Consider the following 25,784-nt stretch of genomic DNA (forward strand, 5'->3'; position numbering starts at 1 on the left):
CACTGCGCGGCGATCTACGACCTCACCGCCGGCGAGGCCGCGCAGCGGGCCGCCAACGTGGAGGGAACCCGCGCCGTCATCGAGCTGGCGCAGCGACTGGGCGCCACGCTTCATCACGTGTCGTCGATAGCCGTGGCCGGCGACTTCGCCGGCGAGTACACCGAGGACGACTTCGACGTCGGCCAGCAGTTGCCGACGCCGTATCACCAGACCAAGTTCGAGGCCGAGTCGCTGGTGCGCTCGGCGCCCGGGCTGCGCTACCGCATCTACCGGCCCGCGGTGGTGGTCGGTGATTCGCGCACCGGCGAGATGGACAAGGTCGACGGGCCCTACTACTTCTTCGGAATATTGTCCATGCTGGCCCGCCTTCCCAAGTTGACGCCGATCCTGCTGCCCGACACCGGGCGCACCAACATCGTCCCGGTCGACTACGTGGCCGACGCGCTGGTCGCCCTCATGCACGCCGACGGTCGAGACGGGCAGACCTTCCACCTCACCGCGCCGAAAACCATTGGGCTGCGCGGCATCTACCGCGGCGTCGCCAAGGCGGCCGGGCTGCCCCCGCTGCGCGGGTCGCTGCCCGGCTCGGTGGCGGCGCCGGTGCTGAAGGCCAGTGGGCGCGCCAAATGGCTGCGCAACATGGCGGCCACCCAGCTGGGGATTCCCGCCGAGATCCTCGACGTCGTCGACCTGAAGCCAGTTTTCGTCAGCGACGAGACCCGGAAAGCGTTGCGCGGCACCGGCATCGAGGTCCCCGAGTTCGCGAGCTACGCCCCCAAGCTGTGGCGGTACTGGGCCGAGCACCTCGACCCCGACCGCGCACGGCGCGACGACCCGGCGGGACCGCTGCAGGGACGGCACGTCATCATCACCGGCGCATCGAGCGGCATCGGCCTCGCGTCTGCTATCGCCGTCGCGGAAAAGGGCGCGACGGTTTTCGCGCTGGCCCGCAACGCCGACGCGCTGGATCAGCTGGTGGCCGAGATCCGCGCCAACGGTGGCCGGGCGTTCGCGTTCACCTGCGACGTCACCGACTCCACCTCGGTGGAGCACACCGTCAAGGACATCCTGGGCCGCTTCGGCCACGTCGACTACCTGGTGAACAACGCCGGCCGGTCGATCCGGCGCTCGGTGGTCAACGCGACGGACCGCATGCACGACTACGAGCGGGTGATGGCGGTCAACTACTTCGGCGCGGTGCGGATGGTGCTGGCGCTGCTGCCGCACTGGCGCGAACGCCGGTTCGGACACGTCGTCAACGTGTCGAGCGCCGGTGTGCAGGCCCGCAATCCGAAATACAGTTCGTACCTGCCCACCAAGGCCGCGCTGGACGCGTTCGCCGATGTCGTCGCGACGGAGACGCTGTCCGACCACATCACGTTCACGAACATCCATATGCCGCTGGTCCGCACGCCCATGATCGTGCCGTCGCAGCGGCTCAACCCGGTCCCGCCGATCAGCCCCGAGCGCGCCGCGGCGATGGTGGTGCGCGGGCTGGTGGAGAAACCGGCCCGCATCGACACTCCGATGGGCACGCTGGCCGAGGTCGGCAACTACTTCACACCGAGGCTGTCGCGGCGGATCCTGCATCAGCTCTACCTGGGCTACCCGGATTCGGCCGCGGCCCGCGGGCTGCCCACCGACCCGGGCGCGGCGGCGCCGGCACGCCGCAAGCCGAAGCGCCCGGCGCGGGCAGTCGCCCGCGGCGTCCGGACGCCCCGCCCGGTCAAGCGGCTGGTGCGATTGGTGCCCGGAGTGCACTGGTAAATCCGCTAGTTGCGTTTCGCCGCACCGGATTGCGGTATTCCCGACCGATGACCCGGATTACTTCCGACCGGCGCACGCACGCCGACCCGGTGGCCGTCGCCGCGGAACAACTCACCAGCACGGGCGCGGCCCTGATCCCGTCGTTCGATGTGACCCGAAGCCTGGGGGTGGGCCGTGAAGCCTGGACGCGCTTTGGCCGGCACTGGGAGGACCTGGTGTCCGACCCTTACGCGGCGGAGCTGGGTGTGGTGCGGCTACGCCGCTACGGCCAGTACCTGTTCCGCGACGGGGTTGCGCAACGGATGCCCGCCAACACCTTCGCGCAGCCGGACGACTCCAATCCCCTCTACATCAACCGGGGTCGCGACTTCGAGCCGCTGACCGACGCGTTCGGCCAGGATCCCTTGCTGCACAAGGTGATCAAGCTGCTGGCCCGCTTGGCGGCGGCTCTGGACGACGTGGTCAACTGGAACGTCAAGGTACATCCGTTCCGCGTCCGATCCAGCGGCGAGGGCGGCCATCCGACGCCCGAGGGCATGCACCGCGACGGCGTCACCCTGGTCAGCGCGCTGCTGATCGGACGCCGCAACGCCATCGGCGGCGAGAGTTCGGTATGCGACGTGGACGGTCGCCGACTGCTGACGACCACGCTGGCCGAGCCCGGGACGTTACTGCTGGGCGACGACCGCCGGACCCTGCACGGCGTCACCCCGGTCCGGCCGATCGACGGCCCCGCGCCGGCGCAGCGTGACGTCCTGGTGATCACTTTCGCGTCCCGCTGGCCATGAGCCGGCCATGAGTGGGCCGGCATCCGCCCCGGTATTCTTGCCGCGGTGAAGCCCGTTTTCGTCGATGTCGACACCGGTGTCGACGATGCGCTGGCGCTGATGTACCTGCTGGCCAGCCCGGACGCGGATGTGATCGGCATCGCCTCGACGGCCGGCAACGTCGCGGTGGATCAGGTATGCGAGAACAACCTGGGTCTGCTCGAATTGTGCGGGGCCACAGACATACCCGTGTCCAAGGGAGCCCAGCAGCCGTTGAGTTGTCCGTTGCGCTCCGGGAAGGCGCACGGCCCCAAGGGCATGGGATACGCCGACTTGCCGCCGACCGGCCGCCGGCTCGCCGACTACGATTCCGCGACCGCCTGGGTGCGCGCGGCGCATGCCCACGCCGGGGAGTTGATCGGTGTGGCCACCGCGCCGCTGACCAACCTGGCGCTGGCGCTGCGCGCCGAGCCCGCACTTCCGACGCTGCTGCGCCGGCTGGTGATCATGGGCGGGGCCTACGATTACCGCGGCAACACCAATCCGGTGGCCGAATGGAACATCAGCGTGGACCCGGAGGCCGCGGCCGAGGTATTTGCTGCCTGGTCTAAAGCCCTTGATCCGCAACGCCTTCCGATGCTATGCGGGCTGGATCTCACCCAGCACATCGCGATGACGCCGGAGATGGTGGCGCGGCTCGCGGCCGCGGCGAACTCGACCACCACGCCGATGAGCGCCGACGACCAACGCGGCACCCGGTCGACGGCATCGAATCCGCTGATCCGGGTGATCGAGGACGCGCTGCGCTACTACTGCGAGGTCCACCACGACCACGCTCACGGATACGTGGCGCATCTGCACGATCCGCTGGCCGCCGCCGTCGCGCTGGAGCCGGAGCTGGTGACGACCCGGGCGGCGACGGTCGACGTCGAGCTTGCCGGCACCCTGACCCGCGGCATGACCGTCGTCGACTGGTCGGCGCGCTGGGGACGGGAACCCAACGCGCACATCGGTGCTGGCGTGGACCCCGAGGAATTTTTCGACCGGTTCATCGCACGGGTTGGCAGGTTCGCGCGCGAGACCGATGAGTTCAGGCGACGCGGAACTGCTCGAGATCCGCGTCCTTGACGGTCAACCCGTGCCCGGGCGCGGTGCGGTCCGGGCGCAGTAGCCCGCCCGGCTCGGGGCCGATGGACCCGTCGAACGCGAGCCGTTCGATCCGCACGTGGTCGTGGAAGTACTCGAGGTGGCGCAGGTGCCAGATGGCGGTGCCGACCTGGGCGCTGATCTGCGGGGCGCAGTGCAGCGAGAGGTCCATGCCCCGCGCGTCGCACAACGCGGCGACCTTGAGCACCCCGGTGATGCCGAGGGCCCGGGTGACGTCGGCCTGCAGGCAGTCGACCGCGCCCGCGGCGAGCATGTGCTGGAAGTAGGGCAGGTGGTACCCGTACTCGCCCGCCGCGATGTCCATGCCGGCCGGCCCGCGCTCGCACAGCTGGCGTAATCCGTCGAGATCGTCGGAGGACACCGGTTCTTCGAACCACCGCACGTCGTACTCGGCGTAGCGCTCGGCCCACAGCAGCGCCTGCTTGCGGTGATACGCGCCGTTGGCGTCCACGAACAGCTCCGCGTCGTCGCCGATCGCCGCCCGGGCCGCCGCGACCCGACCGGCGTCGGCGTCCGGGTCGCGGCCCACTTTCATCTTGACCCGGGGAATGCCGGCCTCGACCCAGCCGCTCAGCTGCGCGCGCAGGGCGTCGTTGTCGTACGAGGTGAAACCGCCGCTGCCGTAGATCGGGGTGGCGTCGTGGACTGCGCCGAGCGTGACGACCAACGGTTCGTCCAGCAGGCGAGCGCGCAAATCCCACAGCGCGATGTCGAGCGCCGAAATCGCCTCGGCGACCACCCCCGGCTTGCCGAGGTTGCGCACCGCCTCCTGCATCTGCGCCCACCGCGCCGGCGGCTGCAACGCGTCCGCGCCGTCCAGGACGCCGGCCAGCTTGGAGCGCACCACATCGACGACAGGCGTGCCCGCGTACGTGTAGCCGACCCCGACCTGCCCGCCGGCCCGCACGCTCGCCAGGACGAGGGTCGTCGAGTCCCACTCCAGCGTGCCGTCGGACTCCGGCGCGTCGGTCGGGATCGAGTAGGCCGAGGCCTCGACGGATTCGATGGGGATCGGTGAACTCGCACGCAAAGCCATGCTGGATGACTACCCGCGCACCCACCGGACACACCCGATAACCAGCGTCTGCGCCGTTTGACGGCCATATCCGCGGGTAGCCGACGAATTGTGGCCCCCGGCAATCGTTGCTATGGGTAGCTGTCCGGACCGAAGGGAGCGATCATGAACCTGCTCAGGGCCGACGAGGTGCGGACGATCCCCGCCCGCCCGGACGCGCGGTTCGTCGCCGGAATGGCCGCTGTCGACAAGATCAACGTCACCGGCCTGGAGAACCAACTGCGCCGGCACGTCACCGGCGAAGTGCGCTTCGACACCGCCACGCTGGCGATGTACGCCAACGACGCGTCCAATTTCAGGCAGGTGCCGATCGGGGTGGTGGTGCCCAAAACGCTGGAGGACGTCGTGCAGACGGTCCGGGCGGCCCACGCCTACCACGCCCCGGTCCTATGCCGCGGCGGCGGAACCAGCCTGTCGGGCGAAACCGTCAACGTGGCTGTGGTGATCGACTTTTCGAAGTACCTCACCGACATCATCGACATCGACCCGGCACGCCGGCTCGCCACGGTGCAGACCGGCGTGATCAACGAACAACTCAACAAGGCCACCGGCGAACACGGGTTGGTGTTCGGCCCCGACCCGTCGTCGCACTCGCGGTGCACCCTGGGCGGCAACATCGGCAACAACTCGTGCGGGGTGCACTCGATCCAGTCGCACCTGTACGGCCCCGGACCGCGCACCTCCGACAACACCCACGAGCTGGACATCGTCACCTATGACGGGGCGCGGTTCACCGTCGGCGTCGACGAGGAGAAAAACCTCGACGCCATCATCGCCGCCGGCGGCCGCAAGGGCGAAATCTATGCGGCCCTAAGGGATTTGCGCGACGAGTACGCCGAGGACATCCGCAAGGGCTTTCCGTCCGTCGACGAGCTGCCGCGGCGAGTGTCCGGCTATAACCTCGACGAGCTGCTGCCCGAGAACGGCTTCAACGTCGCGCGGGCCTTGGTGGGCACGGAGAGCACCTGCGCGGTCGCGCTGACGGCCACCGTCATGCTCACCCCGGCGATGAACCACCGCACCCTGGTCGTCGTCCAGTACGACTCGATCGGCGAGGCCGGCGACGCGGTGCCGGAGATCATGGCATGGAAGCCGATCGGTCTCGAGGCGGTCGACCACCTGCTGGTCCACAACCAGGAGCTGACCGACGTCAACTCCGCGGGCCGGGCGGCCCTGCCCCGGCCCAAGTCCACCGGGGCGTGGCTGTTCGTGCAGTTCGGGTCCGACGAGCCGGGCGAATCACTGCGCCGCGCCGAGGAATTCGCGGGCTGGCTGCGCAAGAAGCAGGGCTACGACGACGATCGCATCGTGCTGTCGCGCAGCAAGCAGGACGGCGGGAACAGCGAGGAACTGTGGGCGATCCGCGAGGCCGGCCTGGGGTCGACGGCGTTCCCGGCCGACAGCGGCGATCACTGGCCCGGGTGGGAGGACTCGGCCGTGCCGCCCGCGCGGGTCGGCGACTACCTGCGCGATCTACAGCGCCTTTACGCCGACCACGACCTGCGTGGCGCCATGTACGGGCACCTAGGCGAGGGCTGCATTCACTCCCGGATCAGTTTCGACCTGCGGCACACCGATGGGCTGCGCACCTACCGGCACTTCCTCGAAGCGGCCGGGGACCTGGTGGCGTCCTACGGCGGCTCGATGTCCGGCGAACACGGCGACGGTCAACAGCGCGCCGAGTTGCTCGGCAAGCAGTACAGCCCGCGGCTGATCGAGGCGATGCGCAAGTTCAAGCTGATCTGGGATCCCGAGTGGAAGATGAACCCGGGCAAGGTGATCGACGCGTATCGCTTCGACGAGAACCTCAAGCTGGGCACCGACTACAACCCCCCGCGCCCGCGGGTGAAGTTCGCCTACTCCGAGGACGACGGCGACTTCTCGCACGCGGCGCTGCGCTGCGTCGGGGTCGGCGAGTGCCGAGTGCCCGAGGCGACCACCACCATGTGCCCCAGCTACCAGGTCACTCGGGAGGAGATGCACTCGACCCGGGGTCGGGCGCGGCTGCTGTTCGAAATGCTGCGCGGCGAGGTGATCACCGACGGCTGGCAGTCCAACGAGGTGGCCGACGCGCTGGATCTTTGCCTGGCGTGCAAGGGCTGCACCAGCGACTGCCCGGTCAACGTGGACATTCCCACCTACAAGGCCGAATTCCTCTACCACCACTTCCGGTCGCTGCGCCGCTGGCGGCCGCGCTATGCCTACGCGTTCGGGTTCATCGACCAGGCCGCCCGCTTGGCCAGCGCGATGCCGGAGCTGGCAAACCTCGCCACCCAGACGCCGGGCCTCTCGCGAATCGCCAAGGCGCTGGGCGGAATTGACCGGCGCCGGCCGCTACCCACCTTCGCACCGATGACGCTGCAGCAGTGGTTCGCCGCGCGTCCGGTCGTCAATGCCGGCGGCCGGCGGGTGGTCCTATTCCCCGACACCTTCAACAACCGCCTGCACACCGACGTCGGGGTGGCGTGCGTCGAAGCGATCGAGGCCGCCGGCTGGCGGGTCGTCATGCCGATGGGCCACATCTGCTGCGGTCGCCCGCTGTACGACTACGGCTTCCTCGACGCCGCGCAGCACTACCTGACGCATGTCCTGGACCGGTTGCGCGACGAAATACGCGCCGGCACACCGGTTGTCGGGATGGAACCGAGCTGCCTGGCCGTCTTCAAGGACGAACTCAAGAAGCTGATGCCGTACGACGATGACGCGGACCGGTTGGCGCGCAACAGCTATCACTTTGCCGAGTTCCTCACTTCGTTCGACATCGAACCACCCAAGGCACGCGGCGGGCGGGTCGTGTTGTGGGGGCACTGCCACCAGCGCGCCACCGGCGGTGTCGACGCCGACGAAAAGGTGCTCGAGAAGATGGGCCTCGACGTCGAACCGGTCTCCGGCGGGTGCTGCGGGCTGGCCGGCTCGTGGGGATTCGAGCAGGGCAAGTACCAGATTTCGCTCGACTGCGGCGAGCAGGCGCTGCTGCCGGCGATCCGGAAGAATCCGGATGCCCTGGTGGTGGCCAACGGCTTTTCCTGCCAGACGCAGATCGGCGACTCCGGGGCCGCCAACGCGCTGCACCTGGGTCAGGTCATGGCCATGGCGAGCGGCTCCGCCGACATCCGCTCGGCCGCTCCCCCGGAGCGGCCCCGACCGGACCCGCGGACGCGTGTTGCCCGGGTGGCCATTCCGGCGGTGGCCCTGGGCGTGGCCGCGGCGGCCGGTGCGCTGTTGACGCGAAAGATCTGGCCCACAAGTGATTAGGAAGGAATCCGCCCATGGCTTTCGCCGAATATCAGAACGAGCTTTACGAACAAGGCCAGGCGGGCCGCCAGCCGCCCTACCCCATCAAATTCGCCGACCTGGAGGCCAAGGCGGCCGCTGCGATGCCTCCGAAGGTGCTGGGCTACGTCGCCGGTGGCGCCGGCGACGAGCACACCGAGCGGGCAAACGCTGAGGCCTTCAAACGATGGGGCCTATTCCCCCGCATGGGCATCGCCCCCGAGGAGCGCGACATGTCCGTCGAATTGTTCGGCCTCACCCTGCCGTCCCCGATCTTCATGGCGCCGATCGGGGTTCTCGGGGTCTGCGCCCAGGACGGCCACGGCGACCTGGCCGCGGCCCGGGCGTCCGCGCGCACGGGTGTGCCGTTCTTTGTGGGAACCCTCACCTCCGACCCCATGGAAGACGTCGTGCGCGAACTCGGCGATACCCCAAGCTTTTTCCAGCTGTACACGCCGCCGGACCGTGAGATGGCCGCCAGTCTGGTGCATCGCGCCGAGGCGTGCGGCTTCAAGGCCATCGCGGTCACTCTGGACACCTGGGTCACCGGGTGGCGCCCGCGCGACCTGAGCGCCGGGAACTACCCTCAGGTGCCCAGTGGGTGTCTGGCCAACTACACCTCCGATCCGGTGTTCCGCGCCGGCCTGCAACCGGGCGAGGACGCCACCGAGGCGGCGGTGCGCAAGTTGCCGATTTTCGGTGGCCCGTTCCGGTGGAGCGACCTGGAGTGGCTGCGGTCGGAGACCGCGCTGCCGCTGATGGTGAAGGGCATCTGTCATCCCGACGATGTCCGGCGCGCCAAAGACATTGGTGTGGATGGCATTTACTGTTCCAACCACGGCGGCCGGCAGGCCAACGGCGGGCTGCCCTGCTTGGATTGCCTGCCCGGCGTGCTGGAAGCCGCCGACGGGATGCCGGTGCTGTTCGACTCGGGCGTCCGCAGCGGCGCCGACATCATCAAAGCCCTGGCGATGGGCGCGACCGCGGTGGGGATCGGCCGTCCCTACGCCTACGGCCTGGCGCTCGGCGGTGTCGACGGTGTGGTGCACGTGCTGCGCTCGCTGCTGGCCGAAGCGGATCTGATCATGGCCGTCGACGGGTACCCCTCGCTGAAGGACCTGACGCCGGACGCGTTGCGGCCCACCGGATAAGCACCGTCACTCGTAACTCCCCTCGAGATACCAGCGCCGCTGGCGGTAGCACAGCAGAAACGCTCGCTCGTCCTCCAGCAAGACCTGGGCGCGGGCGGCGCGGCCCTTGGCGTCGGGATCCCACCACCGCTCGTCGACCGGCCACGGCCCGGCCCACCAACTCAGCCGCTCGTCTCGAGCGCGCACGGTCAGCCGGGCGGGGTCGGCCGAGAACAGCCCCCGGCCCGTCACCCGTATCGGATTGCCTTGGGCGTCAAGCAATTCCACCGGGTCATCGAGCAAGACCGCCGGCGACGGCTCGGGCAGTTGCCCGGGCCACGGCAGGCCAGGGTCGGCGTGCGGCACCGGCTCATCACCCAGCGGGGTCAGCGTGATGCGTTCGGCGGGCCCGCGGCCGCCGGACAGGACCGGCACCCGCACCGCCTCCGGGCCGAGCAGGCCCTGCACCCGCACCAGCGCCCGGCGGGCCCGCAGCCGGTCCTCCTCGCCGAGACCGCCCCATAGCGGCAATTGCAGCGCCTCGGCGGACACCACCTCCACCGCCTGCAGCCGCAACAACGTCACCGCCGCCGTGGGCCGGTCCTGCGCGGTCCGGTTGCTCAACCACCCGTCCAGCTGCCAGCGGACCCGGTCGGCGGTGGCGTCCTCGGTCAGCGGCTCGGCGCACCGCCACACCCGTTGCAGCTCTTCGCCGTTGGCGGTGACGGCGTGGATGGCCAGCCGGGTGCATCCCACTCCGGCGGCCATCAGCATCTGGTGCAGCGTGCCTGCCAGCGAGCGTCCGGCGAATGCCGCGGCATCGACCCGGTCGATCGGTGGATCGCAGTCCAGGACGGCCTCGAGTTCCGGTGGCGGCTCCCGCCCGGACGGACCCCGCTCGGGTTCGCCGCGGGCGAACCGGTGTGCGGTCACCCCGTCGGCGCCGAACCTGGAGGCCACGTCGGTGCGGGACAGCGCGGCGAACTGCCCGATGGTACGAATCCCCATCCGCCACAACAGATCCGTCAGCTCTTCTCGCCCCGGACCCGACAGGCTCGGCTCGGTGGCCAGCTGCCTGATCGAGAGCACCGACAGGAACTTCGCGTCGCCTCCCGGTTCCACGATCCGACCCGCGCGCGCGGCGAAGACCGCGGTGGACAACTGGTCGGCGATCCCGACCTGACACTCGGCGCCGGCCGCGGCCACCGCGTCGATCAGCCGCTCGGCGGCCTTCTCCTCGGACCCGAAATAGCGGGCCGCCCCACGCACCGGCAACACCAGGAGGCCGGGACGCAGCACCTCGGCGCGGGGCACCAGATCGTCCACCGCCGCGATCACCCCTTCGAAGAAGCGGGCGTCGCGGTCGGCGTCGGCGGTCGCGACGTGCAGTTGCGGACACCGGGCCGCGGCCTCGCGGCGTCGCAGCCCTCGGCGCACTCCCACCGCACGAGCGGCCGACGAACAGGCGATTACCCGATTGGCCAACGTGACCGCAATGGGAGCAGTAGCGGGCAGGTCCGCTGCTGCCGCCGCCGCGACCGCGGGCCAGTCCATGCACCAGATCGCCAGCACCCGGGAACCGGGACCGGAACCCGGACCGGAAGTAGCCACCCGACTTCACCCGGCTCGCGCTCGGCCGCTCACCCGTCTGCCCGCACATACGCCGCTGACCTGCAGCCGCACCCCGCTGATGCGCCCGAATCCAGGGGCGGGAGCCCCTGGAGAAGCCGAAGTGGTCTCGTAGCCGCAAACCCGGGCCGCAAGCCGCGTCGGTGCCCCTTGCCAATCGCCGTCGGTGACCAGCAGGGTGCACCCCTTGCTGCGGGCCCGTGCCACCACCGCCCGCGCGCGGGTATGCGGCACCCGGCGCCCGCCCAGACCGAGCACCACCAAATCCATGCCGTCGATGAGTACCGCGGCCACCTCCACCGGATCGGTCCCGGGATCCGGTATCACCGCGAGCCGGCTCAGGTCCGCCCCCATCTCCGCGGCGGCCAGCAGTCCGATGTCCGGCTGGCCGACGATGGCCACGTTGCCCCCGACCGCCGTCACCGCGGCGACCATGCCCAAGAGCAGTGACCGCGCCCCCGACAGCACCGCCACCGTTCCCCTCGGTATCTGGACTTGCAGCAACTCCGCGAGCCACCGTGGGGTTGCCAGCCGGGACTCGGAGTCCGGCAGCAGGTCGTCGGCGGGGGCGACGGCCCGCCCCGACATCTCAGCCATCCGCCGGCGCAGCGATTCCAGCTGCTCAGCGCGGTTTTCGGAGGCCAATGCCGCGGTCATGACTGCCTCCTAGTGAACGCCGTTTTCGAACGCATGTTCGATATATTGGGAGTAAACACCCGCCCTCCGACAACCGTCAAGAAACGTGAGAGGCTGCTTTATGCGCTCGGTACTGGTGGGGCTCGTGGTGCTTTTTTGCTCTACTTTTCCCGCGCCCACCCATGCCGAGCCCTGTCATCCGGCGGAGCTGTTCGTCACCGACACCACCGATCCCCTGTTCGAGGCGCAGGCTGACGTCACGATCGCGCTGAGCGGCGCGGCGGTGACGGGTTCGACCCCGCTCGACGGCGTGTTCTGGTCGACGGCGCTGCAGCAGATCACCCGTGAGCGCTCGCGTGAATTTCACCTGTGCGGGGCCGACGGTACGTTGCACACCGCCGCCGAGGCGCTGCGCCGCCAGTTCGACCAGGAAGCCGTCCTGACCTTCGACTACGAGCCCGCGCCGGCAGGGGACGCGATCATCATCGCCGTGCCGGATGTCGACATCGCCCGCTTCGGCGACGCGCTGGCGGCCGACCCGGCTGGGCGCGACCGCATCCGGGGTGGATCCGTCACCGCGACCGACCACACCTTGATCCTGGTCGCCGGGAACGACGATCGCGAGGTCGCCCGCAGGCTCGTCGCCGAGGCCGGCGGGAACTGGGATGCGGCCACTATCGCCTATGGCAGGCGCGAATTCGTGGAGTAGCCAAGCCCCGCGTGCTTATTCCCACTCGATGGTGCCGGGGGGCTTGCTGGTGATGTCCAGGACCACGCGGTTGACCTCGGCGACCTCGTTGGTGATGCGAGTGGAGATGCGCTCTAACACCTCGTAGGGCACCCGCGTCCAGTCCGCGGTCATCGCGTCCTCGCTGGAGACCGGCCGCAGCACGATCGGATGCCCGTAGGTGCGGTTGTCGCCCTGGACGCCGACCGAGCGGATGTCGGCCAGCAACACCACCGGGCACTGCCAGATCTGGTTGTCCAACCCGGCGGCGGTGAGCTCCTCGCGCGCGATGGCGTCGGCGCGCCGCAATGTGTCCAGCCGCTTCGCGGTGACCTCGCCGACGATCCGGATGCCCAGCCCCGGTCCCGGAAACGGTTGGCGCGCAACGATTTCCTCCGGCAGGCCCAACTCCCGCCCGACGGCGCGCACCTCGTCTTTGAACAGCAGCCGCAGCGGTTCGACGAGTTTGAACTTCAGGTCGCCGGGCAGGCCGCCGACGTTATGGTGACTCTTGATGTTGGCCGTGCCGCTGCCCCCGCCGGACTCCACCACGTCGGGATACAGCGTGCCCTGCACCAGGAACTCAACGGGGTTGTCCCCCAACACATCCCGGACCGCGCCCTCGAACGCCCGGATGAATTGCCGACCGATGATCTTGCGCTTGCCTTCGGGATTGGTCACCCCCGACAACGCCTGCAGGAAGGTGTCCGCCGCGTCGACGGTCACCAGGTTGGCGCCCGTGGCGGCCACGAAATCGCGTTGCACCTGCGCGCGCTCGCCGGCCCGCAACAGCCCGTGGTCGACGAACACACACGTCAGCCGGTCACCGATGGCGCGCTGCACCAGCGCGGCGGCCACCGCGGAATCCACCCCGCCGGACAACCCGCAGATCGCATGGCCGTCGCCGACCTGGGCACGCACCTGCTCGACGAGCGCGCCCGCGATGTTGGCGGCCGTCCACTCGGCACCCAGCCCGGCGAAGTCATGCAGAAACCGGCTGAGCACCTGTTGACCGTGCGGGGTGTGCATCACTTCGGGGTGGTACTGCACCCCGGCCAGGCGCCGCTCGCGATTCTCGAAGGCGGCCACCACCGCGCCCGGGCTGCTGGCCACCACGTCGAATCCATCCGGGGCGGCCGTGACGGCGTCGCCGTGGCTCATCCACACCGGCTGCACACTCGGCAGGCCCGAATGCAATTCGCCCCCAGTGACTTTCAGCTCGGTGCGGCCGTACTCGCTGGTGCCGGTGTGGGCGACCGTCCCGCCCAGCGCCTGCGCCATCGCCTGAAACCCGTAGCAGATGCCGAACACCGGCAGCCCGAGATCGAACACCGCCGGATCGAGCTGTGGCGCGCCCTCGGTGTAGACGCTGGCCGGTCCGCCGGAAAGAACCAGCGCCACCGGATCGCGGGCCTTGATCTCCTCGACCGAGGCGGTGTGCGGGATCACCTCCGAGAAGACCCGCGCCTCGCGCACGCGGCGGGCGATCAGCTGCGCGTACTGTGCGCCGAAATCGACCACCAACACAGGGCGGGGCGTCGACACGGCGTCAGCGGGTTCGGTCACGGCAGAAAGTCTAGTGGCCGCCGACGACCGCCCCCGGGGTCAGCGCTCGGCGGCCTGGATCACGGCGTCGACAACGCTCCTGATTCGGATGGCGGCGTCGTCGGGGTCGGGCTGGCCGGCGTCGAGCCAGGCGATGACGGCGTCGATCGTCATGCTGGGTAGCAGCCGCGCCGCCCAGCTCCGCCACCGATCATCGGCGACGCCGGCGAGGTGGCGGCGGGTGAGGTCGGCCGAGCTCTCGATGAGGGTGTCGATAATGTCGTGAAACTCCGGTTCGCGGGCGGCGTAACGGTAGAGAAGTCGGAAGGCGTCCGGATCGGCCGCGGCTGCGCGGATGAACGCGGGGATGCTGGCATCGTCGAGGTCTTCGCCGCCGGTCGCCTCGCGCAGCCTCAGGTGACCACTCTCTATAACTTCGCGATACAGGTCGGCCTTCGACGCGAAGTGCCGGTACAGGATCACCGGGGTCACGCCGGCCTCCGCCGCGATGGCGTCGAGTCCCGTGTTCGCGAAGCCGCCGCGGGCGAAGGCGCGGGTGGCGGCCTCGAGGATCTGCTCGCGCCGTTGGGCGCGAGGCATCCGCCGGGTCGGCTCGGGTTGGACAAGCGTCACCCCAAAACCTCCTCTTGTCTAGAGCCAAGTATACAAGTACGGTTGTATAAGGATTCTTATACTTCCTCGGGACATGCGATGACATCCATCGGACTGCCCATACATCGGGTACGGACCCCGGTCGGCGATATGGCCTGGCTGGTCAGCGACTACACCCACGTGCGACGGCTGCTCGACGACGATCGCCTCGGCCGTTCGCATCGCGAACCCGAAACGGCCGCGCGCACGGGGGAATCGGCTTTGTTCGGTGGCCCGCTGGGCGACTTCGACAGCGAGGCGGCGGATCACGCGAGGATGCGGGCACTGCTACAGCCCCATTTCTCGCCCAAGCACCTGCGCTCGCTGGCACCGAGAGTCGAGGCACTGACCACCGGGCTGCTGGACGAACTCGAAAAGCAGGGCCCCCCGGCCGATCTGCACGCGCGATTGGCGCTGCCGCTGCCCATCCTGGTGATCTGCGAGCTGCTCGGGGTCCCCTACTCCGACAGAGACCAGTTCCGCGCCTGGGCGGAGGACGCAGGCAACGTGCGCGACCACGCTCGCTCCGAGCGCGGGCTGGCCGCGCTGTTCGACTATGGCCGCACCCTGGTCGAGCGCAAGCGCGCCCACCCGGGCGACGACGTCATGTCGCGGCTGTGTGCGACCGACGGCGTCTCCGACGAAGACGCCGCCACGATGTCGATGCTCTTGCTGTTCGCCGGTCACGAGACCACTGTGGTCCAGATCGGCTTGGGGACAATGCATTTGCTGACCAATCGCGATCAGTGGCAGGCGCTTGTTGATAACCCCGCGCTGATTCCCAATGCCGTCGAAGAACTGTTACGCGCGGCGACAACCGGGGGCGGGGTGGGCGGCATTCCCCGCTACGCGCGCACGGACCTCGACATCGACGGTGTCGCCATCCACGCCGGAGACCTGGTGCTGCTGGACGTCGGGGCGGCCAACCACGACCCCGCGACGTTCGCCGACCCGCAACGCGTTGATGTCGCCCGAAAGGAAGCCGCCCATCTCGCGTTCGGATACGGCGGGCACTATTGCATCGGAGCCCCGCTGGCCCGCATCGAGCTGAAAGCGGTTTTCGCTCAACTGATTCCACGGTTTCCGTCGATGAACCTCACGGTCGATCCCGCAACACTGCCCATGCGTCGCGACGTGCTTGCCGGCGGGCTCGTCGAACTTCCGGTCACGTGGTGATCCAGCTCCTGGTGTGCTCCAGCAGGGTGGCCCCGTCGGCGGGCAACAGCTGGAACTCGACCGACATGGTGGGCAGGTGGGGGGTGTATTGAACCCAGCTCAGTCGCCTCGGCGCCCGCAGCGACGTGACGCGGCACAGCGCGGTGTCGTCGCGGCCGCGGCGATGACGAATCAGCCGAAACGACGTGCCCACCTGGAGTCGTTGGTCCTCGGCGGCGTGTTCGACGGCGTCCCAGGTGTCGTACCACTCGGCGATTCCGGCGACGGTGGTGATCAGGTTCCACACCTTCTCCGGCGGTGCGGCGAGGCGTATCGACTTGGAGAGTTGTTCGGCGCGACGGAAGGTCATGCGTGCAGGCTTTCGGCGACGGTCCGGGTCGAGGCCGTGGGCCTCGCGGCTCGGGGTCTGGAGGCGACCCGTTGCGGCCACCAGAACCAGCGTCCGAGCAGGGCCGCGATCGACGGCGTCATGAGGGAGCGCACGACGAGTGTGTCGAAGAGCAGCCCCATTCCGACGATCGTGCCGAATTGGCCAATCATCCTCAGATCGCTGAACACAAAGGACGCCATGGTGAACGCGAACACCAGCCCGGCGGAGGTCACCACCGCTCCGGTTCCGCCCATGGCGCGGATGATTCCGGTCTTGATGCCCGCGCCGATTTCCTCTTTGAAACGGGATACCAGCAGCAGGTTGTAGTCCGATCCCACGGCCAGCAGGACAATCAGCGCCATCGCGATGACCAGCCAGTGCAACGGACTCCCGAGAATGTCTTGCCAGACCAGCACCGACAGTCCGAACGAGGATCCCAGCGACAGCAGCACCGTGCCGATGATGACGAGGGCCGCGATCACGCTGCGGGTGATGATCAGCATGATGACGAAAATCAGGCTGGCCGCGGCGATCCCGGCGATCAGCAGGTCGTACTTCGCCGCATCGCTCATGTCCTTGTACGTCGCGGCCGTGCCACCCAGCTGAATCTTCGCGTCCTCCAAGGGGGTTCCCTTGACGGCGTGCTGCGCGGCCTTTTTGATCGCGTCGACGTGCGAGATGCCCTCGGGCGTCGCGGGATCGCCGTTGTGGGTGACGATGAACCGGGCGGCCTTCCCATCGGGCGAGAGGAACATCGCCAGGCCGCGTTTGAAGTCGGGGTTGTCGAACGCCTCCGGCGGCAGGTAGAAGGAATCGTCGTTCTTGGCCGCGTCGAAGGCCTGCCCCATCGCGCTCGCGTTCTGCTGGGCGGCGTCCATCTGATCCAGCAGCCCGGAGAACGAGCTGTACATCGTCATCGTCATCGTGCGCATGGTCGAGGTGGCGTCGATGATCGGCGGTAGCAGCGAGATCAGTTGCGGCAGCATGACATCCAGGCTGTCGGTGTCTTTCACCAGGCCGGCCAGGTCGTCGGTGAGTTTGTCGACGCCGTCTAGCGAATCGAACGCCGAGCGCAGTGCCCAACAGACGGGGATGTCGAAGCAGTGCCGCTCCCAGGAGAAGTAGCCGCGCAGCGGCCTGAAGAAGTCGTCGAAGTCGGCGATGCGATCGCGCACGTCGTTGGTGTCCGCGACGATCTGTTTTGTCTGGCCCGCGATGTCGTGGGTGGTGGCCGCGAGCCCGCGCATCAGGGCCAGCATCCGTTGCATGGTGTCGATGACGCCCGCCATCTGATCGGCGACGGCGCGCATGTCGGCCATCCGGTCGTGCATGTACTTCATGTTCTCGGTCAGCGTGGTCCCCTGCATGCTGATCTGGAACGGAATGGACGTGTGCTCGATGGGGGCGCCCAGCGGCCGGGTGATGCCCTGAACGCGGGCGACGCCGTCCGCCCCGTAGACGGCCTTGGCAACCCGGTCCAGGATGAGCATGTCGGCGGGATTGCGCATGTCGCGGTCGGTCTCGACGAGAAGTAGATCGGGGTTGAGCCGCGCCGGCGAAAAGTGCCGGTCCGCGGCGGCGTATCCGATGTTGGACGGCGTGATCGCGGGCAGGTAGTTGCGGTCGTTGTAGCTCGTCGTGAACGACGGCAGGGCCAGCAGCCCGACCAGGGCGCTCGCGCAGCTCGCGGCGAGTATCGGCGCGGGCCAGCGCACGACGGCGGTTCCGACCCGGCGCCAGCCTCGCGTCTTGATTTTCCGTTTGGGATCGAACAGGCCGAATCGACTGCCCAGGGTCAGGATGGCCGGGCCCAATGTGAGCGCGGCCGCGACCATCGTGAACATGCCGATGGCACAGGGCGCGCCCAGGGTTTGGAAGTAGGGCAGCCGCGTGAAGGACAGGCAGAACATCGCGCCCGCGATGGTCAGACCCGACCCCAGGACCACGTGGGCGCTGCCGCGAAACATGGTGTAGTAGGCGGCTTCCCGGTCCTCGCCCGCCTGGCGGGCCTCCTGATATCGGCCGACTACGAATATCGCGTAGTCGGTGCCGGCCGCGATGGCCAGTATCGGCAGGATTTGCACCGCGAAGGTCGAAAGCCCGATGACTCCATGGCTTCCCAGAAACGCGATCACGCCCTGCACGGCGGGCAATTCGATGAAGACCATCAGCAGCGTCAGCAACACGGTGACCAACGATCGGTACACGATCAGCAGCATCAGGACGATGACCCCGACCGTCACACCCATCACCTTGCGGGCGCTTTTGTTGCCGAATTCGAGTTGGTCGGTGGTGACCGCCGCCGAGCCCGCGACATATGCCTTGACCCCGCCCGGTGCCGGTGCGCTCGACACGATGCGCCGCACGGCGTCGACGGACTCATTGGCCAGTGTCTCGCCCTGGCGCCCGGCGAGGAAGACCTGCACGTAGGCGGCCCTGCCGTCGGGACTCTGCGAGCCGGCCGCGGTGAGCGGATCGCCCCAGAAGTTTTGGATGTGCTCGACGTGCTTCTTGTCCTGTGCGAGCCTGCGGATCAGGTCGTCGTAAAACCGGTGCGCCGTGTCGCCCAGCGGCGCTTGGCCTTCCAGGACGATCATGACGGCGCTGTCCGAATCGAACTCGTGAAATACCTGGCCGATGCGCTTCATCGCCTGTATCGCGGGAGCGTCGTCGGGGCTCATCGACACCGCGTGCGCTTCCCCGACCGCTTCCAGTTGTGGCACAACGATATTCGTGACGGCGGCGAGACCCAGCCAGAACAGCAGGATGGGCAGCGCAAGCCGGCGGACCGTTCGCGCGATCACGCGGACTTCACCAGGCAGAAGGTTTGGGGGTTGACCCCTTCGACGGTTCGCTGATCCTTGATGTTGCCGTTCACCGTGATTCGGCAGCCGATGACCTCACCGCCGCCCTGCGCCACGACGTTGACGCTGACCGCCGGTGCGGTGGTGGAGTCGCTGTAAGTCCACGGCAGCCCGGCACCGTCGACGCGTTGCGGTGCGGCGTTGACGTCGAGGTAGTTGATGTCGGCCACGGTCCCGGCTGGGCCGAACACCTCGAGGGTCACGCGCTTGGGATTGAAGGGCTTGATGTCATCGGGGCGCGCGTTCGCCGCCGACGTGGTGGGATCAACTCCGAAGATCCCGTGCAGCCGGTAGACGGCGAAACCCGCGAACGCGACCAAGACCGCGATGGCCAGCGGCATCCATGCACGCCTCACGACATTCATCTGGCTTAGCCTCTCGCGCCGCGACGTTAGTCAGTCAGGCAACTAACATAAACCTGCAACGCTATCCAACGCAACCTGCAAACATATTTCCGCCTTGCCAGCGTCCAAGTGAGATAGTAAGTTGGCTAACTAGCTTGCTCGGACAGGAAGAAAGGCCATCGCCATGGGCATCAACGCACACCAATTCGGCCCCTGGGCCGTCGTGACGGGCGCATCATCGGGAATCGGGCGCGAGTTCGCCAGCCAGCTCGCCGTGGCGGGCATCAACGTGGTGCTGGTCGCGCGGCGCCTGGACGTGCTGCGGGACGTCGGCGCGGAGCTGGCGGAGCGCCACGGTGTGGACTATCGCGCCCTCGCCGTCGACCTGTCCGAGCCGGGCATGCTGACCCCAATCGCGGAGGCCACCAACGACATTGACGTCGGCCTACTGGTGTCGAACGCCGGCCTGGCGTTGCCTGGGGCCTTCCTGACGTCCGATCTGCAGGCGCAGCGCGCGGTCCTGCGGCTGAACACCGCCGCGCACCTGGGCCTGAGCCACCACTTCGGTCAACGGCTGGCGCGGCGCGGCCGCGGCGGCATCATTCTGGTGTCGGCGCTCGGCGCGATCCACGGCGTGCCCTACATGGCGCATACCGCGGCGACCAAGGCCTACGTGTCCAGCTTCGGCGCCGGCCTGCACGGCGAGCTGGCCAAGCACGGCGTGCACGTGACGGTCCTGCACCCGGGACCCACCCGCACCCCGGTGCTGGCCGAGTTGGGCCTGGACCCCGACAAACTGCCGATACCGCCCATGGCGGCGGACGACTGCGCCCGCGAGGCGCTGCGCGCACTACAGCGCAACCGCGCCAACTGCATACCGGGCCGCATCAACCGGGTCAGCGCCGCGCTGGTGCCGGCGGCGTTGACCCGCTCGATGATGTCGCGCATGTTGGCGCGGCCCTCGCAGCTCGACGCGGCCGCCCAGTAGCTCATGGACAAACCGATCTGCCTGATCACCGGGGCCACCGACGGCATCGGCAAGGTCACCGCGACAGCCCTCGCCGCGAGGGGTTACGCCGTCGTGCTCGCCGCGCGCAACGAAGCCAAGGCGGCAAGCGTCACAAGGGAAATCGTCGCGTCCACCGGTAATCACGACGTCGACTACCTCGCCGCCGACCTCAGGTCCCTCGCCCAGCAGCAACGGCTGGCCGACACCTTCGCGGTCCGCTACCCGCGGCTGGATGTGCTGATCAACAACGCCGGGATCGTCATGACGCGGCGCACCCTGACCGAGGACGGCTACGAGACGACCTTTCAGGTCAACTACCTCTCGCAGTTCTACCTCACCCACTTGCTGCTCGACGAACTGAAGAGGAGCCGGCAGGGCAGGATCGTCAACCTGAGCTCGAGCGTGTACCGCGTAGGCAAGTTCGAACCGGACAACCTGCAAGGCGAGCAACGATTTTCGGCCCTCCGCGCGTATGCGGCCTCCAAGCTGCTCGTGCTGTTGTTCACCATCGAGTTGGCGCACCGGCTGGCGTCGACGCGGATCACGGCGAACGCCGCGCATCCCGGGATCGTCAGGACACCGATGATGCGGGATGCCCCCGGAGCCCTGCGTGCGATGTCCTATGCGGCGCTGCCGTTTTCGATCTCCCCCGACAAGGGCGCCGCGACTTCGGTGGACCTTGCCTCGTCCGCGCGGCGGGCGCAGCACTCAGGCCAATACTTCGCGCGTGCTAAGGCAAAGAGCGTCAAGACCTCCTACAACACGCAGGAGAACCGGAACCTGTTGTGGGCGCTGAGCATGGATGCGTGCCGTCTATAGTCCGTGAGTGATATGGCTGACTTAACCGACGCCGACGAAGCCGCCTCGGCGGTGCCCACGGGCAAGCGAGAGCGACTGATCGCCGCGGCGTGCGACCTGTTCTACCGCCAGGGCATCGCCGGCACCACACTCGCGCACATCGCCGAGGCCGCCGAAGTGCCGCTGGGCAACGTGTACTACTACTTCAAGAGCAAGGACGACATCGTGGCCGCGGTCGTCGAGGCGCGCACCGACGAAATCCGATCCGCCACCGCGGCCGTGCAACGCCGGCACGGTAGCCCGAAGGCGCGGCTCAAGGCGCTCGTGGGCATGTTGGCCGACTCCCGCGATACGGTCGCCGACCACGGCTGCCCGTTAGGGACCCTGTGCACCGAGCTCGCGAACCAGTCGGGCCGATCGCCCGCCCTGACCGCTCCGCTCATGCAGACCCTGCTGGACTGGGCCGAGCGGCAATTCCGCGCCATGGGTCGCCGCGACGCCCGCGATCTGGCGCACCAACTTGTCATCGCCTACGAGGGCAGCGCACTCCTGACCAATGCGTTGGCCCAGCCCGAAATCATGGCCCGCGAAGCCCGGCGGCTGGAGAAGTGGATCAACGCGTTGGAAGTCTGACGGGGCGTGGGTGTCACATCAAGTGGGTGGGTTGGGTGATACCGAATTGGGTGTTGGCATACCGCTTCAGGGCGGACGGGCTGAAGTACACGTGCTGACCGACGGTGTGCAAATCCCGGAAGCATCGCTGCAGCGGATGGGTCGCGTGCACCGCCCCCGCACCGGTCAGGCCGAACGTCGTGTCGACCGCGTGGCGCGCCGCGCGCATCGCCTGCTGGGCGGCGAGCTGGAAACGCGCGCGCTGCTGTAGCGACGGTGCGTCGCCCACGAGCGCGGTGTCCCACAGGGCGCCGGCCTCGTCGAGAACGAAGGCCCGCGCCGACCGCCAAGCCGCTTCGGCACCGGCGAACTCGACCTGCGCGACAGGGTCCTGGGCGAGCGGCTCGAAGGTGCCGGCGCGGGTCTTTGTCGTCGCGAGGTCGGTGAATTCGTCGAGCGCGCGCCGCGCGATCCCGAGCGGGACACCGACCAAGGCGACTCCGACCAGTGTGAAGAACGCCAGTCTCCACAACGGGCCGTCCTGGCGGGCCGGCTCGAAGAACGGGCGGATGGTGTGTTCTTCGGCAACGTGCAGCCCTCGGGCGACCACGTCATTGCTGCCCGTGGCGCGCAGCCCCAAAACGTCCCAGTTGTCCACGATTTCGGCGTCGGCGCGCGGAAAGAACGCGAGGCGCCAGTCCGGGCCCTGGCCCGGAATCATTTGCGGCGCCTGGCCGTCGAAGCCATCGAACACGAACATCCCGGCCAGCAACCATTCGGCGTGGCGACAACCGCTGGCAAACGGCCATCGGCCCTCGACGGCGAACCGACCGTCGCCATCGGGAACAGCCCGCCCGGTGGGGGCGAACACGGTAGCCGCCAGAAAGTCGGCATTCGAGCCGAACAGTTCTGTCGCGACGGCAGGCTCGAGCCAAGCCGAGAATGCCGGGGCGCCGGCACCGATGGCCGCGATCCATCCCGTCGAACCGTCGGCACGCGCCAGTTCCTCGACCATCTGGATGAACTCGACGGGAGCCACTTCAAAGCCGCCAAGCGAGCGCGGTTGCAAGGCACGGAAGATGCCGGCCGTCCGCAGCCGCTCGACCAGGTCGATCGGCAATGTCCCGAGGGCCTCGGCCTCGTCGGCTCGCTGCGTGATTTCGGGCGCCAGGGCACGCGCTACAGCCGTGGAGTGGTCGCCGTCCGACAGGGTGGCGGGGGTGCGTGTCGCGGTTGTCATGGCTGGCTCCCTATGTCTGATACAGTAATCTGTAATAGATACAGGAGCATGTACTGAAATATGGGATCTGTCAAGAGCCAGCCCCCGCGCCGCTACGACTCGACCCGTCGTCGCCAACACGCCCTCCAGAACCGAGGCACGGTGCTTGCGGCCGCGCGAAAGCGCTTCCTGGCCCAGGGTTACGCGGCGACGACCATTGCAGAGATCGCAAAGGACGCCGGCGTGTCGGTCGAGACCGTGTACAAGGCGTTCGCGACCAAGGCGGGCGTGCTGAAAGCACTGTTCGACGTGTCCGTCGCGGGTGACGACGAACCGATCCCCATGGTCCAGCGAGACGTGATCCAGAACGTGCTCAACGCGCCCGAGGCCGCCGCCAAGATCGAGATCTACGCCAAGCACCTGGCCTCCACGATGCCGCGCAGCGCTCCGGTGCAGCTACTCGCACGCGATGGCGCCGCGTCGTCCCAGGACGCTGCGACGGTCTGGAAGCAGATCCGGAGCGAAACCCTCACGGCCATGACAATGTTCGCCTCCGACCTCGCCGGCACCGGACAGCTACGGGTCAGCGCCAGACAGGCCCGCGACGTCCTATGGACGTATCACGCGCCCGAGCTTTACGAGCTTCTCGTACTGGAACGCGGTTGGTCGGCCGCCCGCTACGGCAAGTTCATCGCCGATGCGCTGATTGATGCACTGCTCGAAAACCGGCGTTGACCCGCGGCCTACAACGAAAACGCCCGACGCACCGCGTCGACGGCGCCCGGGTCGCCCGCGAAGTCGATGCGGCGCAGCGCCGCCTTGCGCTTGGCGTCGGTTGACCCGAGCCGGGCGTTGACAAGGTCCGCCGCGCCGGCGGTGATGGTCACCGCGGGCTCTCCGCGCGCCCCGGCGAGGCGACCCTCGGTGACGGCGAACTCGAAACGGCGGCCGTCGATCTCGATGCGGCAAGTCGCCTCCAAGCCGGCCGCGGCACCCGAGTCGAAGCCCAGCAGGATGCCCGCCAGGAACCCGTTCAGCGGCGATGCCGGCCCATCCCCGATCGGGTCCAGCCAGTCCAGCCCGAACCACGCGATGCTCCGCAGGATCGGCAGCACCCGCTGCCAGCCCAGGTCGCTTAGCGTGTACACGGTGCGGCCGATCGGGGCGGGTAGGTCGGCGCGGTCGACGAGCCCGGCGTCCTGGAGTTCCTTGAGTCGCTCGGCCAGCAGGTTGGTCGCGATGCCGGGCAACTCGTCGCGCAGATCGCCGTAGCGGCGGGGCCCGCCGACCAGCTCGCGCAGGATCAGCAGCGTCCACCGCTCGCCGAGGACGTCGAGGCCGCGGGCGATCGGGCAGTTCTGGTTGTAGTTCCTGCGGGCGGGCATAACACTACCCTACCTGCGATGGACGTCTTTTTCAAGTTCCTACTTGATTTATTTGTCTATCAAGTTTAGTCTCTTGTCCATGCGTACCGAACCGATATTCCGAAACCACCCGATTGCCGCGCTCGCCGTCATCTGCCTCGGCGTCTTCGTCATCAGCGTCGACGCCACCATCGTCAACGTCGCGCTGCCCACGCTGTCGCGTCAGCTCGGCGCCGACACCGCCCAGCTGCAGTGGATCGTCGACGCCTACACCCTGGTCATGTCCGGCCTGCTGCTGTCGGCCGGCAGCCTGTCCGACCGTTACGGAAGGCGGGCCTGGCTCAACTCCGGGCTCGCGGTGTTCGCGCTGACATCCGCCGTTGCGGCACAAGCGAATTCGGCCGACGCACTGATCGCGGCTCGCGCCGCCATGGGCGTGGGCGCGGCCGTGATCTTCCCGACCACACTGGGCCTGATCACCAACATCTTCACCGACCCGGTGCCGCGCGCCAAGGCCATCGGGCTGTGGGCGGCCATGGTGGGCGTCGGGGTGGCCGTGGGGCCGATCAGCGGCGGCTGGCTGCTCGAACACTTCTGGTGGGGCTCGATCTTCATGGTGAACATCCCCATCGCGGCGCTGGCCATCGTCGGCGGCATCCTGTTCGTTCCCACCTCACGCGACCCGGCGGCACCGCGCGTCGACGTGCCCGGCCTAATCCTGTCCGCGGCCGGTATCACGGCGCTGGTCTACACCGTCATCGAGGCGCCGACGTGGGGCTGGACCAACGGCCGGACCGTGGCCGGGTTTGCCCTCGCCGCGGCCGTCCTCGCCGCGTTCGCGCTGTGGGAGCGGCGCAGCACCCATCCGATGCTGGACGTCTCGGTGTTCTTCAACCGCCGGTTTTCCGGCGGCAGCCTCGCGGTGACCGCCGGCTTCCTGACGTTGTTCGGCTTCATCTTCGTGATCACCCAGTACTTCCAATTCATCAAGGGCTACACGGCATTTCAGAGTGGCGTGCGATTGCTGCCGGTTGCCGCCCTGATCGCGCTGGCGAGCATCCTGGGCCCCCGGCTGGTCCAACGAATCGGCACCACCACCGTCGTCGCCGCCGGCCTCATCGTGTTCGCCGCCGGGCTCGCGTGGGCGTCCACGGCGGACGCCGCCACGCCCTACACCGAGATCGCCCTACAGATGGTGCTGCTCGGCGGCGGGCTCGGCCTGACCACAGCCCCGGCCACCGAGGCGATCATGGGATCGCTGGCCGTCGACAAGGCCGGCGTCGGCTCGGCCGTCAACGACACCACGCGCGAGCTGGGCGGCACCCTCGGCGTGGCCATCGCCGGCAGCATATTCGCGTCGGTGTACTCGGGACATCTCTCGTCCGCCGCGCTGACCGGCCTGCCGGCCGACGCGATGCGGCACTCGATGGCGTTCGCTCACCGGGTGATCGAACAGCTACCGGCGCACCAGGCCGGCTATGTCCGGGCCGCCGTCGACAACGCATTCCTGGACGGCCTCCAGGTGAGCTCACTCGTCTGCGCGGGCATCGCGCTGGGCGCCGCGATCGTCGTGGCCTGGCTGTTGCCGGCACGCGAGCGGCAAGCGACGCCGTCACCCGAACTGGCCAACGCCTAAAACCGCTCCCACACAGAAAGGCACG

The 25,784-nt window shown here is 68.5% G+C and carries 22 protein-coding genes; 12 read left to right on the forward strand and 10 right to left on the reverse strand.

What is annotated here, in order from left to right; all coding sequences use genetic code 11:
* The 3 genes from A5736_RS24585 to A5736_RS24595 form a co-directional block, all read left to right on the forward strand.
* Positions 1-1,767: SDR family oxidoreductase (locus A5736_RS24585; protein ID WP_076249098.1), on the forward strand; the 1,767-nt coding region annotated here is incomplete at its 5' end.
* Positions 1,768-1,814: 47 nt separating this feature from the next.
* Positions 1,815-2,555 carry a 2OG-Fe dioxygenase family protein gene (locus A5736_RS24590; protein WP_076249099.1) on the forward strand — a complete coding sequence of 247 codons (741 nt, stop codon included), beginning with the start codon at positions 1,815-1,817 and terminating at the stop codon, positions 2,553-2,555.
* Between the two features lie 99 nt (positions 2,556-2,654).
* Positions 2,655-3,662, forward strand: coding sequence for a nucleoside hydrolase (locus A5736_RS24595; RefSeq protein WP_371328412.1), 1,008 nt, complete (start codon positions 2,655-2,657; stop codon positions 3,660-3,662).
* Here A5736_RS24595 and A5736_RS24600 read toward each other — a convergent pair.
* Positions 3,625-4,737, reverse strand: coding sequence for an enolase C-terminal domain-like protein (locus A5736_RS24600; protein WP_076249101.1), 1,113 nt, complete (start codon positions 4,735-4,737; stop codon positions 3,625-3,627). The two genes, A5736_RS24595 and A5736_RS24600, sit on opposite strands and share 38 nt — an antisense overlap.
* Positions 4,738-4,881: 144 nt before the next feature.
* On the opposite strand from A5736_RS24600, the gene A5736_RS24605 reads away from it, so the two are divergent.
* Positions 4,882-8,031: an FAD-binding and (Fe-S)-binding domain-containing protein gene (locus A5736_RS24605; protein WP_076249102.1), complete on the forward strand. Its 3,150-nt coding sequence runs from the start codon at positions 4,882-4,884 to the stop codon at positions 8,029-8,031.
* 14 nt (positions 8,032-8,045) lie between these two features.
* Positions 8,046-9,200: an alpha-hydroxy-acid oxidizing protein gene (locus tag A5736_RS24610; protein ID WP_076249103.1), complete on the forward strand. Its 1,155-nt coding sequence runs from the start codon at positions 8,046-8,048 to the stop codon at positions 9,198-9,200.
* Positions 9,201-9,206: 6 nt separating this feature from the next.
* Here the strand turns inward: A5736_RS24610 and A5736_RS24615 are convergent, their stop codons facing one another.
* Together A5736_RS24615 and A5736_RS24620 are read right to left on the reverse strand one after the other, a co-directional pair.
* The gene (locus A5736_RS24615) at positions 9,207-10,733 is read right to left on the reverse strand and encodes a DNA polymerase Y family protein (protein WP_076249131.1); all 1,527 of its coding nucleotides are present in this window, start codon (positions 10,731-10,733) and stop codon (positions 9,207-9,209) included.
* Positions 10,734-10,796: 63 nt separating this feature from the next.
* The gene (locus A5736_RS24620) at positions 10,797-11,465 is read right to left on the reverse strand and encodes a hypothetical protein (protein WP_076249104.1); all 669 of its coding nucleotides are present in this window, start codon (positions 11,463-11,465) and stop codon (positions 10,797-10,799) included.
* 100 nt (positions 11,466-11,565) lie between these two features.
* On the opposite strand from A5736_RS24620, the gene A5736_RS24625 reads away from it, so the two are divergent.
* Positions 11,566-12,153 carry a hypothetical protein gene (locus tag A5736_RS24625; RefSeq protein ID WP_254848448.1) on the forward strand — a complete coding sequence of 196 codons (588 nt, stop codon included), beginning with the start codon at positions 11,566-11,568 and terminating at the stop codon, positions 12,151-12,153.
* Positions 12,154-12,168: 15 nt separating this feature from the next.
* Here the strand turns inward: A5736_RS24625 and guaA are convergent, their stop codons facing one another.
* Complete coding sequence (guaA, locus tag A5736_RS24630; RefSeq protein WP_139333542.1) at positions 12,169-13,737, reverse strand: glutamine-hydrolyzing GMP synthase; 1,569 nt, start codon at positions 13,735-13,737, stop codon at positions 12,169-12,171.
* 39 nt (positions 13,738-13,776) lie between these two features.
* Complete coding sequence (locus A5736_RS24635) at positions 13,777-14,349, reverse strand: TetR/AcrR family transcriptional regulator (protein ID WP_254848449.1); 573 nt, start codon at positions 14,347-14,349, stop codon at positions 13,777-13,779.
* A 78-nt stretch (positions 14,350-14,427) separates the two neighbouring features.
* On the opposite strand from A5736_RS24635, the gene A5736_RS24640 reads away from it, so the two are divergent.
* Positions 14,428-15,543 (forward strand): cytochrome P450, encoded by a 1,116-nt coding sequence (locus A5736_RS24640; protein ID WP_076126467.1) that lies wholly within the window; start codon positions 14,428-14,430, stop codon positions 15,541-15,543.
* Here the strand turns inward: A5736_RS24640 and A5736_RS24645 are convergent.
* From A5736_RS24645 to A5736_RS24655, 3 genes are read right to left on the reverse strand one after another with little or no spacing between them, the layout of a single operon-like run.
* The gene (locus A5736_RS24645; RefSeq protein ID WP_076249107.1) at positions 15,533-15,892 is read right to left on the reverse strand and encodes an SRPBCC domain-containing protein; all 360 of its coding nucleotides are present in this window, start codon (positions 15,890-15,892) and stop codon (positions 15,533-15,535) included. The two genes, A5736_RS24640 and A5736_RS24645, sit on opposite strands and share 11 nt — an antisense overlap.
* Positions 15,889-18,717: an RND family transporter gene (locus A5736_RS24650; RefSeq protein ID WP_076249108.1), complete on the reverse strand. Its 2,829-nt coding sequence runs from the start codon at positions 18,715-18,717 to the stop codon at positions 15,889-15,891. The genes A5736_RS24645 and A5736_RS24650 overlap by 4 nt, the downstream gene beginning before the upstream one ends.
* Complete coding sequence (locus tag A5736_RS24655) at positions 18,714-19,142, reverse strand: MmpS family transport accessory protein (protein WP_076249109.1); 429 nt, start codon at positions 19,140-19,142, stop codon at positions 18,714-18,716. Before A5736_RS24655 ends, A5736_RS24650 begins: the two co-directional genes overlap by 4 nt.
* 163 nt (positions 19,143-19,305) lie before the next feature.
* Here A5736_RS24655 and A5736_RS24660 point away from each other — a divergent pair, with 163 nt between their 5' ends.
* Genes A5736_RS24660 through A5736_RS24670 form a run of 3 tightly spaced genes read left to right on the forward strand, consistent with a single transcriptional unit; the run spans position 19,306 to position 21,561 of the window.
* Positions 19,306-20,109 (forward strand): SDR family oxidoreductase, encoded by an 804-nt coding sequence (locus A5736_RS24660; RefSeq protein ID WP_076249110.1) that lies wholly within the window; start codon positions 19,306-19,308, stop codon positions 20,107-20,109.
* 3 nt (positions 20,110-20,112) lie between these two features.
* Positions 20,113-20,949, forward strand: coding sequence for an SDR family oxidoreductase (locus tag A5736_RS24665; protein WP_076249111.1), 837 nt, complete (start codon positions 20,113-20,115; stop codon positions 20,947-20,949).
* A 12-nt stretch (positions 20,950-20,961) separates the two neighbouring features.
* Positions 20,962-21,561 (forward strand): TetR/AcrR family transcriptional regulator, encoded by a 600-nt coding sequence (locus tag A5736_RS24670; protein ID WP_076249112.1) that lies wholly within the window; start codon positions 20,962-20,964, stop codon positions 21,559-21,561.
* 13 nt (positions 21,562-21,574) lie between these two features.
* Here A5736_RS24670 and A5736_RS24675 read toward each other — a convergent pair whose 3' ends face one another.
* Positions 21,575-22,780 (reverse strand): acyl-CoA dehydrogenase family protein, encoded by a 1,206-nt coding sequence (locus A5736_RS24675; RefSeq protein WP_076249113.1) that lies wholly within the window; start codon positions 22,778-22,780, stop codon positions 21,575-21,577.
* Between the two features lie 60 nt (positions 22,781-22,840).
* Between A5736_RS24675 and A5736_RS24680 the strand changes: the two genes are divergently transcribed.
* A complete protein-coding gene (locus tag A5736_RS24680; RefSeq protein ID WP_076249114.1) occupies positions 22,841-23,494 on the forward strand; it encodes a TetR/AcrR family transcriptional regulator in 654 nt (217 codons plus the stop codon).
* An 8-nt stretch (positions 23,495-23,502) separates the two neighbouring features.
* Here A5736_RS24680 and A5736_RS24685 read toward each other — a convergent pair whose 3' ends face one another.
* Positions 23,503-24,144 (reverse strand): helix-turn-helix domain-containing protein, encoded by a 642-nt coding sequence (locus A5736_RS24685; RefSeq protein WP_076126445.1) that lies wholly within the window; start codon positions 24,142-24,144, stop codon positions 23,503-23,505.
* Positions 24,145-24,223: 79 nt separating this feature from the next.
* Between A5736_RS24685 and A5736_RS24690 the strand changes: the two genes are divergently transcribed.
* Positions 24,224-25,759 (forward strand): MFS transporter, encoded by a 1,536-nt coding sequence (locus tag A5736_RS24690; RefSeq protein WP_076249115.1) that lies wholly within the window; start codon positions 24,224-24,226, stop codon positions 25,757-25,759.
* Positions 25,760-25,784: the final 25 nt, after the last annotated feature.

This window comes from Mycobacterium sp. SP-6446 (genome assembly GCF_001954045.1).
In the GTDB taxonomy this organism is placed as follows: domain Bacteria; phylum Actinomycetota; class Actinomycetes; order Mycobacteriales; family Mycobacteriaceae; genus Mycobacterium.

Excerpts from the sequence above, each read along its gene's own strand:
- A5736_RS24590 (WP_076249099.1), top strand. The coding sequence starts at position 1,815 with ATGACCCGGATTACTTCCGACCGGCGCACGCACGCCGACCCGGTGGCC.
- A5736_RS24595 (WP_371328412.1), top strand. The coding sequence starts at position 2,655 with ATGTACCTGCTGGCCAGCCCGGACGCGGATGTGATCGGCATCGCCTCG.
- A5736_RS24600 (WP_076249101.1), bottom strand. The coding sequence starts at position 4,737 with ATGGCTTTGCGTGCGAGTTCACCGATCCCCATCGAATCCGTCGAGGCC.
- A5736_RS24605 (WP_076249102.1), top strand. The coding sequence starts at position 4,882 with ATGAACCTGCTCAGGGCCGACGAGGTGCGGACGATCCCCGCCCGCCCG.
- A5736_RS24610 (WP_076249103.1), top strand. The coding sequence starts at position 8,046 with ATGGCTTTCGCCGAATATCAGAACGAGCTTTACGAACAAGGCCAGGCG.
- A5736_RS24615 (WP_076249131.1), bottom strand. The coding sequence starts at position 10,733 with ATGGACTGGCCCGCGGTCGCGGCGGCGGCAGCAGCGGACCTGCCCGCT.
- A5736_RS24620 (WP_076249104.1), bottom strand. The coding sequence starts at position 11,465 with ATGACCGCGGCATTGGCCTCCGAAAACCGCGCTGAGCAGCTGGAATCG.
- A5736_RS24625 (WP_254848448.1), top strand. The coding sequence starts at position 11,566 with ATGCGCTCGGTACTGGTGGGGCTCGTGGTGCTTTTTTGCTCTACTTTT.
- A5736_RS24640 (WP_076126467.1), top strand. The coding sequence starts at position 14,428 with ATGACATCCATCGGACTGCCCATACATCGGGTACGGACCCCGGTCGGC.
- A5736_RS24645 (WP_076249107.1), bottom strand. The coding sequence starts at position 15,892 with ATGACCTTCCGTCGCGCCGAACAACTCTCCAAGTCGATACGCCTCGCC.
- A5736_RS24655 (WP_076249109.1), bottom strand. The coding sequence starts at position 19,142 with ATGAATGTCGTGAGGCGTGCATGGATGCCGCTGGCCATCGCGGTCTTG.
- A5736_RS24660 (WP_076249110.1), top strand. The coding sequence starts at position 19,306 with ATGGGCATCAACGCACACCAATTCGGCCCCTGGGCCGTCGTGACGGGC.
- A5736_RS24665 (WP_076249111.1), top strand. The coding sequence starts at position 20,113 with ATGGACAAACCGATCTGCCTGATCACCGGGGCCACCGACGGCATCGGC.
- A5736_RS24670 (WP_076249112.1), top strand. The coding sequence starts at position 20,962 with ATGGCTGACTTAACCGACGCCGACGAAGCCGCCTCGGCGGTGCCCACG.
- A5736_RS24675 (WP_076249113.1), bottom strand. The coding sequence starts at position 22,780 with ATGACAACCGCGACACGCACCCCCGCCACCCTGTCGGACGGCGACCAC.
- A5736_RS24680 (WP_076249114.1), top strand. The coding sequence starts at position 22,841 with ATGGGATCTGTCAAGAGCCAGCCCCCGCGCCGCTACGACTCGACCCGT.
- A5736_RS24685 (WP_076126445.1), bottom strand. The coding sequence starts at position 24,144 with ATGCCCGCCCGCAGGAACTACAACCAGAACTGCCCGATCGCCCGCGGC.
- A5736_RS24690 (WP_076249115.1), top strand. The coding sequence starts at position 24,224 with ATGCGTACCGAACCGATATTCCGAAACCACCCGATTGCCGCGCTCGCC.